Origin of the sequence: Bacillus sp. RB3 (assembly GCF_030164735.1) — a bacterium.
Lineage (GTDB): Bacteria > Bacillota > Bacilli > Bacillales > Bacillaceae_G > Bacillus_A > Bacillus_A cereus.
Window position 1 is genome coordinate 30,994 of the sequence record NZ_JASNGE010000036.1, and the last position, 17,285, is coordinate 48,278.

A 17,285-nucleotide genomic window follows, 5' to 3' on the forward strand; every position below is an offset into this window, starting at 1 on the left:
TAGTATTCGTATAACAAAGAGGGAGTGGAATATATGTTTATCGAAACGAAAACATTTACAGTAAAAGAAGGTACATCAAATATAGTTGTAGAACGTTTCACTGGAGAAGGTATTATTGAAAAATTTGAAGGCTTCATCGATTTAAGTGTTCTCGTGAAAAAAGTAAGACGCGGCGACGAAGAAGTTGTCGTAATGATTCGCTGGGAATCGGAAGAAGCATGGAAAAACTGGGAAACAAGTGAAGAACACTTAGCTGGACATAGAGCGGGCCGTGATAAACCAAAACCAGATCATATTATTAATGTGGATCATGCGGTTTATTATGTGAAATCATCGAAATCGGCTTATCAACAGTCGTAATATATAAGTAGAGGATACATGTTGTAGATGCTAACATGTATCCTCTTTTTGTAGTAATGGGGGATGGAAATGATGGAGAGTTTTTCATTCATTACAAATGAAAAACATAAAAAATTGGTACAAACAATTTTAAATGAATATTTATTTAGAGATAAAGTAAATGGATTCATGCTAATTGGATCTGTCGCAAGAGGCGATGCATATCCTGAATCTGATTTAGACTTCTATATTATTTTAGAAGAAGGACAAAAGAAAAAATTTCATTTTGAAACGAGAGATGATATTTTAGTTGAATATAAGAGTGCAGATTTTAATCAAATTCAAGTAAACTTTAAAAACAAGATGGAATTTTACTCATTTCTAGAAGGGGAAATTTTGTTTGATAAAAGCGGTGAGTTGAAAAAGTTAAAGGAAATAGCTACATATGAATTTGAAAACTATCGTGTTTCTAGCGACAAAATGAAGGGCATTTCTCATTGGTTGCATAGTTCATTAATTAAAATTCAATCTGCCTTGAAAGCAAATGATGAGTTAAAAGCTTCATACATAGTTCAAATTTCAACTTGGACATTGTTAGATGGGATATGGGCTGTTAATAATAAGCCTATACCACCAGCGGGATCTGTTTTGAAGTATATTGAAACATTATCTAAAGTACCAACTCATTTTAAAGGTTTTATAAATAAACTGTTTTTAGGTGATACGACAGAACGTACCTCTGCAGCAATTTTCTTGATTGAGTGGGTTTTACACAATTTGAAAAATAAATAATGTGGCTATTTTATATAGGTAAAATAATATTTCGCGTCGAACAGTTTATGGAATTACAGTCATAAAAAACGTTCTAGGCTATAGAAAAAAATATTAGACTTATAAAGCATAGTCTTAGACGGAACGCTTGAATATTTTCCCTTACATATTTAAGTGTTATGAAAAAAATGAATCCATATACCCTCAGTTTAAAAGGAGATGAGTACATGAAGCTGAATCATTTAAATTTATGTGTTGATGATTTATAGGAAGCGAGACATTTCTTTGAAACATTTTTTGATTTTCAATTTTTGGAGCAAAAAGGGAAAGCACTTGTAGTCATGAGTGATGAGAGTGGTTTTATACTTGTACTAAGTGATCCAAAAGCATTTAAAGGGAATAAGGAAGTTACGTATCCGGAAGCTTTTCATATTGGTTTTTTAGTGGATACATCAAGTGAAGTGGATCAAGCATATAATCGTTTAGTAGCCGGCGGCATTGAAATAGACAAGGAACCTTATTCGATGAGAGGTAGTAGTTATGGTTTTTATTTTACAGTATTTAATGGCTTATTAATTGAAGTGTCTTGTCTTGATTATAGAGAAGATAAGAAAGTTTCAAAGCTTAATAGTAATCATCAAGAGTAATCATTTGAAGGTGTATAAAATTTAAATATGTATCATATTAGAAGACGGATTAAGAAAGTTTCACTGTAAAGTAAAAAAGACAGACTAATAAATAGTCTGTCTTTTTTACTTTAATTCTTCACATCATCATAAAGTTCAAGTGCCTCTTTCACATTCAATCCATTTTTTACAATGCCATGTATTGCTTGAATCATCGCAGCTGGATGCTCGGATTGCCATATGTTTCGGCCCATGTCTACTCCAATTGCGCCTTCTTGCAGCGCATTGTACGTAATGTTTAATGCGTCTTCAATTGAATCTAGTTTTGGGCCGCCCGCGATGACGACTGGGGCAGGGCATGTGCTCGTTATTTTTTCGAATCCTTCGCAGTAATACGTTTTAATAATATCAGCACCCATTTCAACACATACGCGGGAAGCAAGTGCTAGAAAGCGAGCTTCACGTTTTTGTAATTCTTTTGCGACTGCGGTAATGCCGAGTACAGGTAGGCCGTAATCGTGAGCTTCAGAGACTACATTTGCGAGATTCGAAACAGTTTGTGTTTCATAGTCTGATCCGACAAAAACAGAAACGCCAACGCCAATTGCGTTTTGCTTCACTGCTTCTTTCACAGGTGTAACAATTGTTTCATTCGCTAAATCTTTACCGACGACAGTAGCGCCGCCAGATACACGCATAACCATCGGTGTGCTGCAGTTTTCAGGAATGCAGGAGCTAAGTACACCGCGCGTTAAAAAGAGGGAGTCTGTATAAGGAAGTAAGTTTTTTACTGTTTCAAGTGGTTGTTCTAGTCCGTGAATTGGTCCTAAGAAATAACCGTGATCTATTGCTAACATAACCGCTCTACCATCAGGTAAAATTGTATTTAATCGATTTTTAAATCCCCAAGTCATTCCAAATCACTCCTTCGTTAATGTTGGATTTTCCGTTTGTACCGTATCTTTATTTGGTAAATGTGGTGACTTAATAAAAACAGCTTTAAAAGGTTTGTCAGAATGGTTAATAAGATAGTGAGATTCATGAGGACGAACTTGCAGGACATCACCTTGTTTAATTGGAACTCTTTCATTATTCACATAGAAATCTATTTCACCTTCTAATGCATAAAAGACCTCTTCGCACGTCGTATGATAATGGTTTTGAAACTCCTGGCCCGGTTGAATGACAACAAGGCCAAGATCAATATTTGGACCTTGTATTAAATATTTCGGCCCGTTATCACCGAAGCGATAGGAGAAGTCATTTTCATTCGCTTTTAACATACAGTTCACTCCTTTATGTAATGTGTTACAGTGCACCAGGCGCAATCCACATATGTGAGGTGAGCCCTTTATCAGCTAAAGCGAGCTGACTGTCATATACAGTTTTCCATGTTTCATAGAACTCTTTATATAGTTCGTGATTTTCAGTAACTGGTTCGAATGTTTGCTCCCACTGTACAAACTCTTCGGCAGTTTCTTCCATAGATGAATATATGCCAGCACCAACTCCAGCAGCAATCGCAGTTCCTAAAGCAGCTGCTTCTTTCACAACAGGTACTTTTACAGGAATACCGAGTACGTCTGATAGAATTTGTGGCCATAGTTTTCCTTTAGCGGCACCGCCAGCAAAAATAACTTCAGAAGGGAATGTGCCAGTTAGATTTTTTATTAATTTTAAGTTTCCAAGTGTAATGAAGGCTGCATTTTCTTCAATAGCACGAAACAGTTCTTTTTTTCCGCATTTGTCAGCGTCTAAACTTAAATTTAAAAAAGAAGGTGCGGCATGACGCCAAGAAATGTAGTTCATAACGTTTGAAAAAGTAGGGATAATGCCATGTGAACCGACAGGTACGTCTTTCGCTTGTTCTTCTAGTAATTCATAAGCATCTACACCGAGTTTATCAGCAAGTTTCTTTTCTTCTTGGCAAAAAGCGTCTCGAAACCAGCGCATAACGAGACCTGGGAAAAAGGCGATTGTTTCATATTGCCATAGGTTCGGAACGACGTGACAATTTACTCGAATCGCAGCATGTGGATCTGTTATTGGCTCAGTAACATTCACTTCTTGTTGCCAAAAGCTACCCCCGCATATTAACGTTTGATTCGGTTTCACGATTCCTGTTCCGAGCGATGCCATTTGAGCATCTCCCCCCCCGGCGACGACAGGAATCCCTTCACGTAATCCAGTTAATGCTGCACACTCTTTTGTAACGTTGCCAATTACTGTACCAGCTTCATTTACTGTTGGTGAAAATGGCAAAGATAGACCGCACTCCTTAGCGACATCGTTATCCCACACTCTATTTTGTAAGTCAAAAATACCTGACGTGCATCCGTTTGAGGGATCAATTTGCAGTACGCCGCTTAGTTTATATAAAATCCAATCGTTTAACATTGTAAAAGAGTAAATATTATTATAGACGTCGGGTTCATGTTTTTTTATCCAGAGTAGGCGTGGTAAAGCACCTAATGAAAAAGTTTGACCAGACTTTGCATATAAATCTTTTTCAAGATGTGACCGAATTTCTTTTAATTCACTAACTTCGACGGATGCACGGCCATCAACATTTGCACATGCCCATATTTCTTGCCCATGTTTATCATATAAAACAAAACCTTCTCGCATACTTGTAGCGCTAATAGCTTGAATAGAAGAGGGAAGTATATTACTTTTTTGCAGAACTTCTTTCGTACACTGTTGTACAAGTTGCCAGTTTTCTTTTACATCAAAATTCATAGAACCGGGGTAACGAGGATCAGTTTTATGAACCCATTCCTTTTGGCTTACTGCAATTTGATTGCCATGTAAATCAAAAAGAACAGCTCGAATGCTTCCTGTACCAGCATCGAAAGCTAATAAAGTAGACATTAAGAATCACCTTCCTTTCTTAATAAGGAGAGCGCAGTTTCTTCATCAGTAATTAATGTATGAATAAAATTCCCTTTTAAAGCCCCATAAATGGCATCTATCTTTTGAGTACCTCCAGCCACACCAATGACATGCTTCATGTTGCGAAGAATCGTAAGTGGTGTGCCAATTAGACGATTATGATGCGAGAGCTCTAATAACTCACCATTCGTATTATAAAACTGTCCTAAAATATCGCCCGCCCCGTTTTGACTTCGAATATATGTCATTTCACGTAGCGTTAATTTTTCTTCTTTTACAATTGTAGCGTCTTGAGATAACCCGCCAATACCGACAACTGCTGTATGTGCAAGTGAAGCGACATGAAGCATATCTTTCACACTTGGTTCTGATAAAATACTTCGTGCCATTTCAGTAGAAGATGCTAGAAAAGGAGTAGGAATAATATGAAGTTCGCCTTGCATGTAGTGTAAATAGTTTTGTTTTCTTGGGAGATAGTGGTTTACTCCGCCTGTTAGCGTTACGAATGAAAGATTAATAGAACTTTCAAAATGAATGTTTTCTAGCATTTTACTTATCGTTTCACCCCAGCCGATGCCGAGTAAATCACCTTGTTGGAGATGAGTCTCTAAATATTGTGCAGCGGCTTTTCCGAGAGAAGTAGCATAATTGTTTATTGGAGTAGGGATAATGAAAGCATCTTTTAAGTGGAACTTTTTCATTAAGTCACGTTCAATGCTCAAGCAATGCAAACCGGTTCCTTTTACGTGAAATGTAACGATACCTTCACTGCGTGCCTTATCTAATAACCGGACGACTTTATTTCTTGAAATATGAAGAAGTGAAGCAATCTCTTGTTGTGTTAATTGATCTTTATAATAGTACCAGGCTACTTTAGTTAATAAATTTTCTTCAAAGTTCAGCTGTGACATACTCTTCATCCCTTTCAACAATTGACCAATGCTTAAACATATGTGTCACATATTTTGTTTATTCCAGTTGAAACGATTAATAGTACATTGAAAAAAGTGTTCTAGATATGAAAAAAGGAATATACAATGCTACAAAACAAGTAGAACAAATAATCATTTTCTCAAAAAATGTTCTGGGTAAAGGCAGGTGACATCATGTGGAGAATGTGCCCTTATTACAAGTGAAGAAAATGAGTAAGGCGTTTTCGAATCAACTTGTGCTAAAGGAAGTGAACTTACAAGTAGAGCATGGTGATATATACGCTTTAGTTGGTGGAAATGGCGCCGGGAAATCGACATTAATGAAAATATTAACGGGGTTATATTCGTATGATAGTGGAGAAATGTATGTGAAAGGAAAGAGACAGCAGTTTGCAAATCCAAAAGAAGCACACCAAGAAGGGATTTATTTAATACCACAAGAACCGCTCATTTTTCCGCATATGACCATTGAAGAAAATATATGTATTGGATTAAAGGGGAATAGAAAGAAGCTTAAAGTAAAAGTTCAGCAATTAATTGACAGTTTAAGTTGGGATATTGATCTTAATGAACAGGGAGAATCGTTATCTATTGCGCAGCAACAGTTAGTAGAAATCATTAGAGGATTAATAAGAGAAGCTGAGATTCTTATTCTAGATGAGCCAACATCGACATTAACAACACACGAAATTAAGAGTCTTTTTGTGTTGATGAAAAGTTTACAAGAAAAAGGAATTGGGATGATTTATATTACGCATCGTTTTCCAGAAATCTTTGAAATTGCCAACAAAGTAGCAATACTACGTGATGGAATGGTTGTAAGCCAAGGTGATGTATGTGACTATACATATGACATGCTGATGGAGGGACTATTGCCAAAAGGATATAAACAGAAAGAGAAAATAGAAGTAGTTCAAGAGACAGTAAAGACGAAAAAAATATTAGAAGTGGTTGATATAAATGGTCACGCATTCGAAAATATATCATTCACTGTACATGCGGGTGAGGTTGTAGGTGTTGCTGGCATTATAGGATCTGGCAGAACGGAATTAGCAGAAGCGATATTTGGATTGAAAACTATAAAATCAGGGTCTATCTTATTGGGTGGAAAATCAATTGATACGTGTTCTTTGCATAAAAGGCTAGATGAAGGACTAGTTTATGTGCCAGAGGATAGGGCGAGGAATGGAATTTTCTCAATTGCTTCTGTTAAAGAAAATATTGCAGCGGCAAGTTTATATCAAAATAATCGCTTTTTTATAAATCAAGAAAAAGAAAGCGCTTTAGTTAATTCGTTTATAGAACAATTCCGAATTGTTGTACAGAATATGAATAAAGAACTGGCATCTTTATCAGGAGGTAATCAGCAGAAGGTCGTGCTTGCGAAGTATCTTGCATGTAATCCTAAAATTATTATTCTTGATGAGCCGACTCGCGGAATTGATGCGAAAGCAAGGCTTGAAGTGTATGAGACGATAAAAAAAATGAAAAGGGAAGGACTCGCAATTTTATTAATCTCTTCGGATGTTGAAGAGATTGTCCAATTAGTAAAACGTGTATATGTAATGAGAAATGGGCGATTTGTTTCTCATATGGAAAAAGAACAACTGAGTGTGAATGAAGTTACACGCCTTGCATACGGAGGTGTAACGGAATGAAACGTATGTATAAAAGGCACGAAACGTCTATCATACTGTTATTACTAATTTATATAGCCATTGTCGGTATAATAAATCCTAGTTTTATTCAATTTAACTCGTTATCTTTACTGATGAAATCAAGCGTTATTTTAGTCGTTCTAGCAATTGGCCAATCGTTCGTTTTATTTACGAAAAATATAGACGTATCAGTTGGTTCAAGCATGGGATTAAGTGCAGCAGTTTGCGGAATGATGTTAACGAATGGGTATAGTGCATTCTTGTCGATATTTGTAGCTATTATACTTGGGGCCATTATCGGTTTCGTAAATGGTATTGGAGTTGCAAAGTTTCGGATACCAGCCATTATTATGACATTAGGGATGCTAGGAATTGTTAGGGGTGCAATGTTAATCTTCACAGGCGGGAAGTGGATTGAAGATATTCCAAACGATTTTAAGCAGCTGTTATCTATCATCATTCTTGGTTTACCTATAACTGTATGGTTCGTTCTTATTATTTTACTACTACTATACTTCTTTTTAAGAAAAGTGCCATTGGGAAGATACTTTTATGCGGTAGGTGATAATGAAGATGGCGCGAGGCTTATTGGTATACCTGTTAATCAAGTGAAGATATATGCGTTTATGATTTCAGGCATAAGCGCTGCGCTCGCTGGTTGCATATTTGTTATGAATATCGGGTTCGTCCCAAATCAAACAGGTACAGGATTAGAATTACAAGTAATCGCAGCCGCTGTACTAGGAGGAATTCATTTAAAAGGAGGAACAGGATCTTTATTTGGAGCTGCATTAGGAGCGTTATTTTTAGAAACAATAAGTAGCTCACTCGTCTTTTTAAAAATACCAGCATTTTGGAATAATGCTATTTCAGGTTTTTTACTATTACTTATTATTATATTAGATAGCGTCATGAAGAGGTGGAAAGCAGAAAGGAGGATGAATCTATGAAGTATTTTTACAGATGGGAAGGTGTGTTAATCATATTACTTCTTATAGAATTCATTCTCTTTAGTTTTATAAATAGCGATTTCTTAAATATTAGTAATCTCCTTTTTAGTACAAATGATTTCCTATTTATCGCAATTGCGGCGATACCAATGACTTTTGTTATAGTAACAGGAGGAATTGATGTATCTGTAGGATCAATTATGGGGCTAACCTCGATTTTAATTGGTGTGTTTTGGATGAATGGGATTCATATTTTACTAGCAGTAATAATGGCACTTATAGTCAGTTGCTTAGCAGGAGCTTTAAATGGACTCATTATAAAAATGACAGATGTAGAACCACTAGTCGTTACACTCGGAACGATGTTTTTATACGGAGGAATTGCGCTTGTCGTTTCAGGAGGGGCGGGTGCTTCTGGATATGAAGGGATAAGCGGTTTACCTGATACTTATGTACAACTAGCAAATGGTAGTTTTATAGGAATACCCAATTTATTAGGGCTACTTATTTCATTAACAATTGTATGCACGATTTTGTTTCACCGAACGATATATGGGCGCCACGTACAATTAACAGGTGCGAATGAAAATACAGCAAAATACACCGGGATTAAGACGAAGAAAGTAGTAATCATTGCTTACATACTTTCTGGGTTAGGAGGTGGATTAGGAGGAGCTTTCTTAACTGCATATTTCGGTTCTGCACGTGCTGATATAGGAAGCGAAACAATATTACCAATCATTACAGCAGTCGTCTTAGGCGGTACACTTATTACAGGCGGAAAAGGAAGCATTATCGGTACTGTACTGGCGAGTATTTTCATTGGGCTCATGCAGTATGGCTTGCAAATGACGGGTTTAACAAATGAACAATCCAATGTAGTAATAGGTATTATCCTTATTCTTTCAGTTATTATGAGACATTTCAAATTACATCAATTTTTAGCGGGGAAAAGACAGAGTTTGCATAAGGGGGAAATGTCATGAAGAGAAAACTAGGGATTGTATTGATTGTATGTATTTGTTTAATCGGTTTAATTGCGTGTTCTAGCCAAACGGCAGATAAGAAAAAGACTGATGATGTGAAATTTGCATTTATTCCGAAATTAACAGGAGTTGGTTTCTTCACATCGGGAGGTGAAGGAGCAAAGGAGATGGGAGAGAAGCTAGGCGTACAAGTGAAATATGATGGGCCGTCTGAAGCGAGTGTATCAGGGCAAGTAAAGTATATAAATAATTTTATTAACCAAAACTATGATGCACTTATAGTTTCCTCTACATCAGTTGATGGTTTATCGCAATCACTACAACGTGCTAAGAAAAAAGGAATGACCGTCTTAACATGGGATTCTGATGTGAATCCGAAAGATCGTTCTTTTTATATAAGCCAAGGAACACCAGACCAACTTGCTAACTTATTAATAGAAATGACTTCTAAGCAAATTGGAGATAAAGGAAAAGTAGCATTCTTTTATTCTAGCCCGACAGTAACGGATCAAAACCAATGGGTAACGAAAGCGAAAGAAATTATTAAAAAGAAATATCCGAACTGGGAAATTGTAACGACGCAGTACGGTGAAAATAATGCACAAAAATCTTTATCCGTAGGGGAGAACATATTAAAAACGTATCCAGATATTAACGCAGTTATTTGTCCAGATGCAACAGCACTCCCAGCAATGGCGCAGGCAGCTGAAAACTTAAAAATGGATAAAAAAGTAATGGTAACTGGATTTTCTACACCGAACGTTATGCGTGATTATGTAAAACGAGGAACAGTACAACAATTTGGTTTATGGGATGTAAAACAACAAGGTGCTCTCGCAACGTATGTAGCAAATGAAATTGTTGTAAAAGGGAAGAAGTTAAAAGTAGGGGATAGCTTCGAAGTAAAAGGAATTGGAAAAGTGAAAGTAGAGCCAAACTCCATTCAAGGATATGATTATGAGGCAGAAGGGAACGGAATTATCGTATTACCAGAACGAGTTGTATTTACGAAAGATAATATTGATAAGTATAATTTTTAGTAGACAAAAAAACGTCCGAATATATCGGACGTTTTTTTATTTCTGCATTAATTATGAACAGTTTCTTTTTCGTTTAATCCAAGTGTACGACCAGTAGAAGTGTGAAGATCTTGGAACAATCTTGGATTTTCAGTTAGTGAAATGCCATATGAAGGAATCATTTCTTTTATTTTTTCTTCCCATTCTACCATGCGGCTTGGGAAACATTTTTCTAATACTTCAAGCATGACGTGAACAGCAGTAGAAGCACCTGGTGATGCGCCTAGTAATGCGGCGATTGAGCCGTCAGCTGCACTTACTACTTCTGTACCAAATTGAAGTGTTCCTTTACCGCCAGCATCAGTATCTTTAATTACTTGTACACGTTGTCCAGCAACTACAATATCCCAATCTTCACTTTTCGCGTTCGGAATGAATTCGCGTAATTCTTCCATACGTTTTTCATGTGATAACATAACTTGCTGAATTAAGTATTTTGTAAGTCCCATTTCTTTTACACCAGCGGCTAACATCGTTAAGACATTATTCGGTTTTACAGAACCGATTAAGTCAAGATTTGAGCCAGTTTTTAAGAATTTAGGTGAGAAGCCTGCGAATGGTCCAAACAGTAAAGCTTTTTTATTGTCTATATATCTCGTATCTAGATGAGGTACAGACATTGGCGGAGCGCCAACTTTAGCTTTACCGTACACTTTCGCATGATGCTGCTCTACAACTTTTTGGTTTTTACATACCATAAATAGTCCACTTACTGGGAAGCCACCGATATGCTTTGATTCAGGGATACCAGTCTTTTGAAGTAGAGGTAGGCTACCGCCACCGCCGCCAATAAAGACGAATTTAGCAGTATGATGCTCAATTTTACCACTATTCATATCGTGTACTTTTACTTCCCACAAACCATTTTTCGTGCGCTTAATATTTTCGACACTATGCTTGTAGTTTAGCTCGACATTTTTTGTTTTTAAGTAATCAAACAACATACGTGTTAATGCACCGAAGTTAACATCTGTTCCAGAGTCAATCTTCGTTGCCGCCATCGGTTCATTAGATGTGCGACCTTCCATAATGAGTGGAAGCCATTTTTTTAATGTTTCAGGAGCATCAGAAAATTCCATTCCTTGAAACAGTGGATTTTTTGAAAGCGCTTCAAAACGGTTTTTTAGAAACTCAACATTTTTTTCCCCTTGTACTAAACTCATATGAGGTAGTGGCATAATAAAATCTTGTGGATTACGAATTAATTTGCTCTTTACAAGATATGCCCAAAATTGTCTTGAAAGCTGGAATTGCTCATTCACTTTTACAGCCTTACTAATATCTATAGATCCGTCAGCTTTTTCGGAAGTATAGTTCAGTTCGCATAGCGCAGAATGCCCTGTACCTGCATTATTCCATTCGTTAGAGCTTTCTTCCCCGGCACTTGCGAGTTTTTCAAAAACTTTAATTTCCCATTCTGGTGCTAATTCTTTTAGTAATGAGCCTAACGTTGCACTCATAATTCCTGCACCAATTAAGATAACGTCTGTTTTTTGCTGCATGTTGCTCATGATAATCTCTCCATCCCCTATATTGGCAAAAAAGTGTAGGTGTTTTCTATGTCTAAGCCGTAAAAGAGAAACACCGCCTAGGCCCCACCTAGGTGTATACCTTTTTTGTCTCAATTATATAACCATCTCATACTCTATTATAATAATTAATAGACTAAAATATCTAGTGTTATCTGATAATTTTAAACTATTTAACGTTTTATTCGCTAAAAATCTTATTTAACAAGCTCTTTTAAGGTGGTAAATAGAAAAAAATTTCAGTTTGAAATTATCTCGAAAAAGCTTACGTATCCTTAAGTGACTAAATCGAGTACCTTTTTATGGGATTATTCTTTCTGTAATGGTAAGATTATTCTGAAAAATGAAAAGGAGGGACTCTAATGTGTACAAAAGAACAAATTTCAAACTTATTTCGAAACTTTTCAATAAAGGAATGTAAAGGGTCAAGTGATTTATATGAATGTTTATCAATGAAAATTGCTGAAGATGAGGAAGTACTTACACTATCGTCCTATGCTCAGGTAGGTCAACCAGTCCCAAACTTACTATTAGGTGCAGTACATTATTTATTGCTAGCAGGGAAAGAACATCATTTAAAAACGTATTATAGTAGTTTAGTTGAAAATGCTGATACAAATTTAGATAAAGCTTTTAATCATTTTAAAGATTTCTGTAAAGAGTACCGAGAAGAAATCATTACTTTGTTACAAACGAAACTCGTTCAAACAAATGAAGTAAGACGGTGCGCATACTTATACCCAAGTTTCTGCTACATATTTAACAAAGTGAAGAAGCCGTTAGCGTTAATTGAAATTGGGACAAGTTCTGGGTTGCAACTGTTCTGGGACCAATATCGTTATTCGTACGGGACGGATGAAATGTACGGAAATATAGATTCAAATGTGCATGTAACTTCTGAAATAAGAGGGGAGAATGTGCCGCATTTTCTAAAAGAAAGCCCATCTGTCGTAGAAAGAATCGGACTGGACTTACATGTGAATGATTTACATAATGAGGAAGATTATTTATGGTTACGTGCTTTAATTTGGCCAGAGCATAAAGAAAGGTTTGAGATGTTTGATCAAGCTGCATCTTTAGTGAAAAATGAATCTGTCCAATTAATAGAAGGAGACGGTGTAGAGCTATTATCATCTATTATTGAACAAATAAGTGAAGAAGCTGTTATTTGTATTTTCCATACACACGTCGCAAATCAAATACAAGAACAAGTAAAACATAAGTTAGAAAAACAAATACAAGAAATTGGCGCAAAACGTGATGTATTCCACCTGTATAACAACATGTGGGATCGTGACCTTCATATTGATTATTATATTAACGGAAATGAATATCGTGAAACGGTTGGAGAAACAGAAGGGCATGGGAGATGGTTTAGCTGGAAGATTGGAAATGAGACGCTTATTTAGATTAATAGGGGCGCCCTCACTTGTAAAAGAAGGGACCATAGGCTCAAGCATTGACTAAATGGTTAAGGAATAAATGTATTAGTAACATACAAAAAATGCTTCGGAGAAATCCTAAGCATTTTTTGAATTACATTTAAACCCCATAATGGATCATGTACTTCTGTTCTGCTGTAGCTTGTACAATTTTTGAAGCTAACTCATTCAGCTCATCAGATTTTCTGAAGAACTTTGAAGATGTAACTGTTTCATAGAAAATTGCTAAAGATTCAGGAGGGATAATTGTAATCCATCAACTTGTGATCCGATAAAGAGATTTTTTAACACTTTTTCAGCGTAAATTTTATCCTCTGTATTCATTCTTGAATTCCTCCTTTTCATAAAAATATACCTTATATTTTTATTGTAATAAATAAATTTTCATGTAAAATGAACCTTTTGTGAAAAACAAGCGAATATAGTGTGAAGGATCATGAGAGGGGAACGGAGCTTTGGATGAAGTACAATTAAAAGAATGGCTATATAAACGAAAGTATGTTGTCCAAAAAAGAGTTTGAGAAAGTGTTACTTTGGATTGTTGAATAGATATTTAGTAAAAGAATTAACCAATAATTATATTATGTAAACTTTATTTATAAAACACCCATTTAAAAAATGGATGTTTTATATTTTAATATATTATGTGTAATATATAGTTTAAAAAAGCGGAATACTTTGCGGAAAGTTAAAAATATTTTTCGGATCATATTTCGCTTTTACTTCCATTAATCGGTCAAAGTTGCAACTGAAGTATGCATCTGGCCAATTTTTAATGGATAGGTCAGGCGTATTAACGTAGACACCTTTTGTAAATGGAAGCATCGCTAAGCGGAAGTCTTCAACCCATCGAATACTTCCAGCGGCACCTTCTGGTTGCTCCCAAGTAGCGAATATTGACATGTTTGATAGTGCTTTTCGGTAAAAGTAAGCAGTTGCCTCATTTGGCACCTCAGCAACAGCACCGCCTAATCCGTGGAAAAATACGGAGGTGGTGGAAAAGGGAGGTGCATTATTAATAAAGTGATCGATAATGGATAGTCCTTCTTCTGGTAATAGTTCATATACATATGGACCAACACTTTTAAATGGTAAAGGTGTTGCAGGTTGCTTTTCAGCTATTTTCGCTGCTGCTTCTGCCCATGGTATTTCTTCGATAGTTACTTGCATTGGTGAACCAGCTTCTAGTAATGGCTGTAGTAGCGACTGCAATTCTTGTACAGAACCGAGAAATACACCTTGCATTAATAATGATGGTTCTAATCCTGCAGACATAAAAAGAGTAGTTGTAAATCGTTTATTAGCGCAAGGTAGCGTATATTCTTGCCAAGAGGTTAATACAGGTTTTAAATCTGATATCCCCCAGCTTATTTCTGCAAATCCTACCGTATTAATTTTATGTGTTCGAAACTTAAACGAAGTACATATTCCAAAGTTACCACCACCAGCACCGCGCGAAGCCCAATAGAGATCGGAGTTACACTTGGCGTTAGCGCGTATTATACAACCATTCGCGTCTACCATTTCTAATTCAAGTAAATGATCGAGAGTTAATCCAAACGGACGAGAGAGAATACTATGTCCGCCACCTAAAGTAACACCTGCAATCCCGGGAGTAGGACAAACACCACTCGGCACAACTAACCCTTCAGCTGCAAGTGTTTCAATTAAAGAAATATTTCTCCATCCAGTCCCGATAGTTACAGTTCCATTATTGTGATCTATTTCTAATTGTTTCATTTCACTTACATCAATTACAAGACCAGCATTACTGACGGATAATGCCTCATAATTATGACGTCCAGAGCGCATGCGTATAGGAACGTTATGTAGCCTTGACCAGCGAACAGCGTTTACTACATCCTGCGTATTTTGAGCAAAAACAATGATTAACGGAAATTTGTTGAAGAATGTATTGAATTCTTCACGCGCTGAATTATAATCAGGATCATTAGGTGTAACGATACGACCAGTAAGTTCAATTTTTTGATTATTCATTTCAGTCATCTCTCCTTGACGTGAAATATTTATAATGTGGAAATACAGAACATAAAGAAGAACTGACAATACTTTATAAGTAAATGAATAAAGGAAAAGGATTATTCCAATAAAGAAAAAGGCAGTGCTACATAAGTAGCGTTGCCTTTTTGGAATTATATGTATGTGCTCAAAATTTCCCCAGGTAATCCATCAATCTCACAAACTTTCTCCGATGTAAAACCTACACTTAGTAAAATTTTGCGAGAAGGGATATTATTCGGATGGATAATTGCTTTTAGTACGTTTACATCTGTTTGCTTCGCTATTAAAGCTAGTTGTTAATTTTTGATTATGTACGTACATACAATATGTAATTAAGTGAATGACCATCATAGTAATTACAGAAAAGGGTGAATACAGCATATGAATCAATTTGAGCAAATGATGTACGTTGGTGTCATCATGTCTATTGTACTATCTGTAATGATTTTAGGGTCCTTATATTATAATCCTCGACTATCGTTAACTGATTATCCGAAAGATATTCAAAAAGTAGTTTTTCCAAAATCGATTCATGAAAAAAAGCAAAGCATTTATTTTAATATTGTATATAATACTATTCTTTTCGGTAGTCCTTTCGTTTCTACATATATACTACATAAGCATGAAAAGTTAATGTATATGGATGCCTATTTACACACTTTTGGTATTTTAATGATTTTCAATTTAGTAGATTTACTTATAATTGATTTGCTAATTTTTTGCTGGATTACTCCAAGGTTTGTTGTGATTCCTAGTACGGAAGGTATGAAAGGATATAAAGATTATAAGTTTCATTTAAGAGGGGCTATTGTTGCTACTCAAATTTTAGCAATCGTAAGTTTATTTTTGGCGGGAATTGCCACAACTATTTAGTGTGAAGAAGGGTATGGAGCTTTGATAAAAGATAAGGAGATTTATAATATATAGAATTAGAAATGAGAATTTGATAGTATTGGAGTAAGGAGTTTTAATAACAGTATATTAAACAATATTAATATACTGTTGCAAATGTTTTGATATTATGTAAAATTATACAATTTTACGGAGGCATTTGATAAAATTCAAAAAAATTTAATGGAGGTTAATATGAAAAAAGTAATTGGCGCAGCAACAGCAACTGTTTTTGGATTGGGAGCGTTTACCACAACTGCTACCGCAGAAACAATTGTAACAGCAGATGTACTTAACGTACGTGAAAAACCGACTACAGAATCAAAAGTGGTCGAAAAAGTAAAGAATGGGCAAGAGTTAAAAGTCATAAATACCGAAGATGGCTGGTCAAAAATTGAGTTGAATGGTAAAGAAGTGTTTGTAAGTTCGGAGTTTACAAAAGATGTATATCATGTAACGGCGAATTTGTTAAATGTACGCACTGAAGCAAACACGGATTCAGAAATTCTTGGCAGACTAAAAAAAGATGATGTAATTGAATCAACGCATCAAGTAAAAGACGGATGGCTGCAATTTGAGTATAAAGGAAAAACTGCTTATGCAAACGTTTCTTTCCTATCAAGTACAGCACCAACTGAAAAGAAAACTGAAGAGAAAACGAAGCAAGTAGCGAAAGTACAAAAATCAGTTAAAGAAAAGAAAGAAGTAAAGACGCAGAAAGTAGCAAAAGCGAAAGAAACAACGAAAGCACAAGAAATAGTAAAGCCTAAAGAAGAGTTAAAAGTCAAAGAAGAAGTAAAAGTTAAAAAAGAAGAGAAAGCGCAAGAAATAGTAAAGCCTAAAGAAGAGGTAAAAGTCAAAGAAGAAGTAAAAGTTAAAGAAGAACCGAAAGTGCAAGAAATAGTAAAGCCTAAAGAAGAAGCAAAAGTCAAAGAAGAAGTAAAAGCGCAAGAAATAGTAAAGCCTAAAGAAGAGGCAAAAGTCAAAGAAGAACCGAAAGCGCAAGAAATAGTAAAGCCTAAAGAAGAGGCAAAAGTCAAAGAAGAACCGAAAGCGCAAGGAATAGCAAAAGCTAAAGAAGAAGAAAAAGCGCAAGAAATAGCAAAAGCTAAAGAAGAAGAAAAAGCGCAAGAAATAGCAAAAGCTAAAGAAGAAGAAAAAGCGCAAG

General features: G+C 35.8%; 15 protein-coding genes and 3 pseudogenes. 10 read left to right on the plus strand and 8 right to left on the minus strand.

All coding sequences use genetic code 11. From position 1 onward, the window contains the following. Positions 1 to 33 precede the first annotated feature (33 nt). From hmoA to QO049_RS26440, 3 genes and pseudogenes are all read left to right on the plus strand, one after another. The gene (gene hmoA, locus QO049_RS26430) at positions 34 to 360 is read left to right on the plus strand and encodes a heme-degrading monooxygenase HmoA (RefSeq protein WP_246960304.1); all 327 of its coding nucleotides are present in this window, start codon (positions 34 to 36) and stop codon (positions 358 to 360) included. Between the two features lie 69 nt (positions 361 to 429). Next, positions 430 to 1,131 (plus strand): nucleotidyltransferase domain-containing protein, encoded by a 702-nt coding sequence (locus tag QO049_RS26435; RefSeq protein WP_246960301.1) that lies wholly within the window; start codon positions 430 to 432, stop codon positions 1,129 to 1,131. Positions 1,132 to 1,337: 206 nt separating this feature from the next. Continuing rightward, positions 1,338 to 1,757 (plus strand): annotated as a pseudogene (locus QO049_RS26440) (VOC family protein). A gap of 110 nt (positions 1,758 to 1,867) precedes the next feature. Here the strand turns inward: QO049_RS26440 and lsrF are convergent. Genes lsrF through QO049_RS26460 form a run of 4 tightly spaced genes read right to left on the minus strand, consistent with a single transcriptional unit; the run spans position 1,868 to position 5,557 of the window. Further along, positions 1,868 to 2,650 (minus strand): 3-hydroxy-5-phosphonooxypentane-2,4-dione thiolase, encoded by a 783-nt coding sequence (lsrF, locus tag QO049_RS26445; protein WP_000219772.1) that lies wholly within the window; start codon positions 2,648 to 2,650, stop codon positions 1,868 to 1,870. Positions 2,651 to 2,656: 6 nt separating this feature from the next. Then, a complete protein-coding gene (locus tag QO049_RS26450) occupies positions 2,657 to 3,019 on the minus strand; it encodes a cupin domain-containing protein (protein ID WP_000909986.1) in 363 nt (120 codons plus the stop codon). A gap of 25 nt (positions 3,020 to 3,044) precedes the next feature. After that, the gene (gene lsrK / locus QO049_RS26455) at positions 3,045 to 4,607 is read right to left on the minus strand and encodes an autoinducer-2 kinase (protein WP_070184052.1); all 1,563 of its coding nucleotides are present in this window, start codon (positions 4,605 to 4,607) and stop codon (positions 3,045 to 3,047) included. After that, entirely contained in the window at positions 4,607 to 5,557 is a 951-nt protein-coding gene (locus tag QO049_RS26460; RefSeq protein ID WP_134995477.1) for a sugar-binding transcriptional regulator, read from the minus strand. The genes lsrK and QO049_RS26460 overlap by 1 nt, the downstream gene beginning before the upstream one ends. Positions 5,558 to 5,736: 179 nt before the next feature. Between QO049_RS26460 and QO049_RS26465 the strand changes: the two genes are divergently transcribed. The 4 genes from QO049_RS26465 to lsrB are packed head-to-tail and all read left to right on the plus strand — an operon-like array spanning position 5,737 to position 10,194. Further along, positions 5,737 to 7,218: a sugar ABC transporter ATP-binding protein gene (locus QO049_RS26465; protein WP_246960298.1), complete on the plus strand. Its 1,482-nt coding sequence runs from the start codon at positions 5,737 to 5,739 to the stop codon at positions 7,216 to 7,218. Next, entirely contained in the window at positions 7,215 to 8,168 is a 954-nt protein-coding gene (locus QO049_RS26470; RefSeq protein WP_246960295.1) for an ABC transporter permease subunit, read from the plus strand. Before QO049_RS26465 ends, QO049_RS26470 begins: the two co-directional genes overlap by 4 nt. Beyond that, positions 8,165 to 9,154 carry an ABC transporter permease gene (locus QO049_RS26475; protein ID WP_118414611.1) on the plus strand — a complete coding sequence of 330 codons (990 nt, stop codon included), beginning with the start codon at positions 8,165 to 8,167 and terminating at the stop codon, positions 9,152 to 9,154. The genes QO049_RS26470 and QO049_RS26475 overlap by 4 nt, the downstream gene beginning before the upstream one ends. Beyond that, entirely contained in the window at positions 9,151 to 10,194 is a 1,044-nt protein-coding gene (gene lsrB, locus QO049_RS26480) for an autoinducer 2 ABC transporter substrate-binding protein LsrB (RefSeq protein WP_074618807.1), read from the plus strand. The genes QO049_RS26475 and lsrB overlap by 4 nt, the downstream gene beginning before the upstream one ends. A gap of 47 nt (positions 10,195 to 10,241) precedes the next feature. Here the strand turns inward: lsrB and QO049_RS26485 are convergent, their stop codons facing one another. Continuing rightward, complete coding sequence (locus QO049_RS26485; protein WP_000069138.1) at positions 10,242 to 11,744, minus strand: malate:quinone oxidoreductase; 1,503 nt, start codon at positions 11,742 to 11,744, stop codon at positions 10,242 to 10,244. Positions 11,745 to 12,124: 380 nt separating this feature from the next. Here QO049_RS26485 and QO049_RS26490 point away from each other — a divergent pair, with 380 nt between their 5' ends. Then, positions 12,125 to 13,171, plus strand: coding sequence for a DUF2332 domain-containing protein (locus tag QO049_RS26490; protein WP_246960292.1), 1,047 nt, complete (start codon positions 12,125 to 12,127; stop codon positions 13,169 to 13,171). 133 nt (positions 13,172 to 13,304) lie between these two features. Here the strand turns inward: QO049_RS26490 and QO049_RS26495 are convergent. The 3 genes and pseudogenes from QO049_RS26495 to QO049_RS26505 all read right to left on the minus strand — a co-directional run. Beyond that, positions 13,305 to 13,457 (minus strand): annotated as a pseudogene (locus tag QO049_RS26495) (short-chain dehydrogenase); the annotation flags it as partial. Between the two features lie 407 nt (positions 13,458 to 13,864). Then, positions 13,865 to 15,202 (minus strand): FAD-binding oxidoreductase, encoded by a 1,338-nt coding sequence (locus tag QO049_RS26500; RefSeq protein WP_246960290.1) that lies wholly within the window; start codon positions 15,200 to 15,202, stop codon positions 13,865 to 13,867. A gap of 155 nt (positions 15,203 to 15,357) precedes the next feature. Beyond that, positions 15,358 to 15,522: pseudogene (locus QO049_RS26505) on the minus strand (GNAT family N-acetyltransferase); the annotation flags it as partial. Between the two features lie 85 nt (positions 15,523 to 15,607). On the opposite strand from QO049_RS26505, the gene QO049_RS26510 reads away from it, so the two are divergent. Together QO049_RS26510 and QO049_RS26515 are read left to right on the plus strand one after the other, a co-directional pair. Beyond that, positions 15,608 to 16,099 carry a hypothetical protein gene (locus QO049_RS26510; RefSeq protein WP_001071232.1) on the plus strand — a complete coding sequence of 164 codons (492 nt, stop codon included), beginning with the start codon at positions 15,608 to 15,610 and terminating at the stop codon, positions 16,097 to 16,099. 213 nt (positions 16,100 to 16,312) lie between these two features. After that, positions 16,313 to 17,285 (plus strand): SH3 domain-containing protein (locus QO049_RS26515; RefSeq protein WP_284489640.1); only part of this gene is annotated, 973 nt, incomplete at its 3' end.

What these genes read in the sequence shown, in the direction of transcription:
- lsrF (WP_000219772.1), bottom strand. Translation starts at nt 2,650, where the DNA reads ATGACTTGGGGATTTAAAAATCGATTAAATACAATTTTACCTGATGGT.
- hmoA (WP_246960304.1), top strand. Translation starts at nt 34, where the DNA reads ATGTTTATCGAAACGAAAACATTTACAGTAAAAGAAGGTACATCAAAT.
- QO049_RS26510 (WP_001071232.1), top strand. Translation starts at nt 15,608, where the DNA reads ATGAATCAATTTGAGCAAATGATGTACGTTGGTGTCATCATGTCTATT.
- QO049_RS26475 (WP_118414611.1), top strand. Translation starts at nt 8,165, where the DNA reads ATGAAGTATTTTTACAGATGGGAAGGTGTGTTAATCATATTACTTCTT.
- lsrK (WP_070184052.1), bottom strand. Translation starts at nt 4,607, where the DNA reads ATGTCTACTTTATTAGCTTTCGATGCTGGTACAGGAAGCATTCGAGCT.
- QO049_RS26450 (WP_000909986.1), bottom strand. Translation starts at nt 3,019, where the DNA reads ATGTTAAAAGCGAATGAAAATGACTTCTCCTATCGCTTCGGTGATAAC.
- lsrB (WP_074618807.1), top strand. Translation starts at nt 9,151, where the DNA reads ATGAAGAGAAAACTAGGGATTGTATTGATTGTATGTATTTGTTTAATC.
- QO049_RS26485 (WP_000069138.1), bottom strand. Translation starts at nt 11,744, where the DNA reads ATGAGCAACATGCAGCAAAAAACAGACGTTATCTTAATTGGTGCAGGA.
- QO049_RS26500 (WP_246960290.1), bottom strand. Translation starts at nt 15,202, where the DNA reads ATGAATAATCAAAAAATTGAACTTACTGGTCGTATCGTTACACCTAAT.
- QO049_RS26490 (WP_246960292.1), top strand. Translation starts at nt 12,125, where the DNA reads ATGTGTACAAAAGAACAAATTTCAAACTTATTTCGAAACTTTTCAATA.
- QO049_RS26435 (WP_246960301.1), top strand. Translation starts at nt 430, where the DNA reads ATGATGGAGAGTTTTTCATTCATTACAAATGAAAAACATAAAAAATTG.
- QO049_RS26470 (WP_246960295.1), top strand. Translation starts at nt 7,215, where the DNA reads ATGAAACGTATGTATAAAAGGCACGAAACGTCTATCATACTGTTATTA.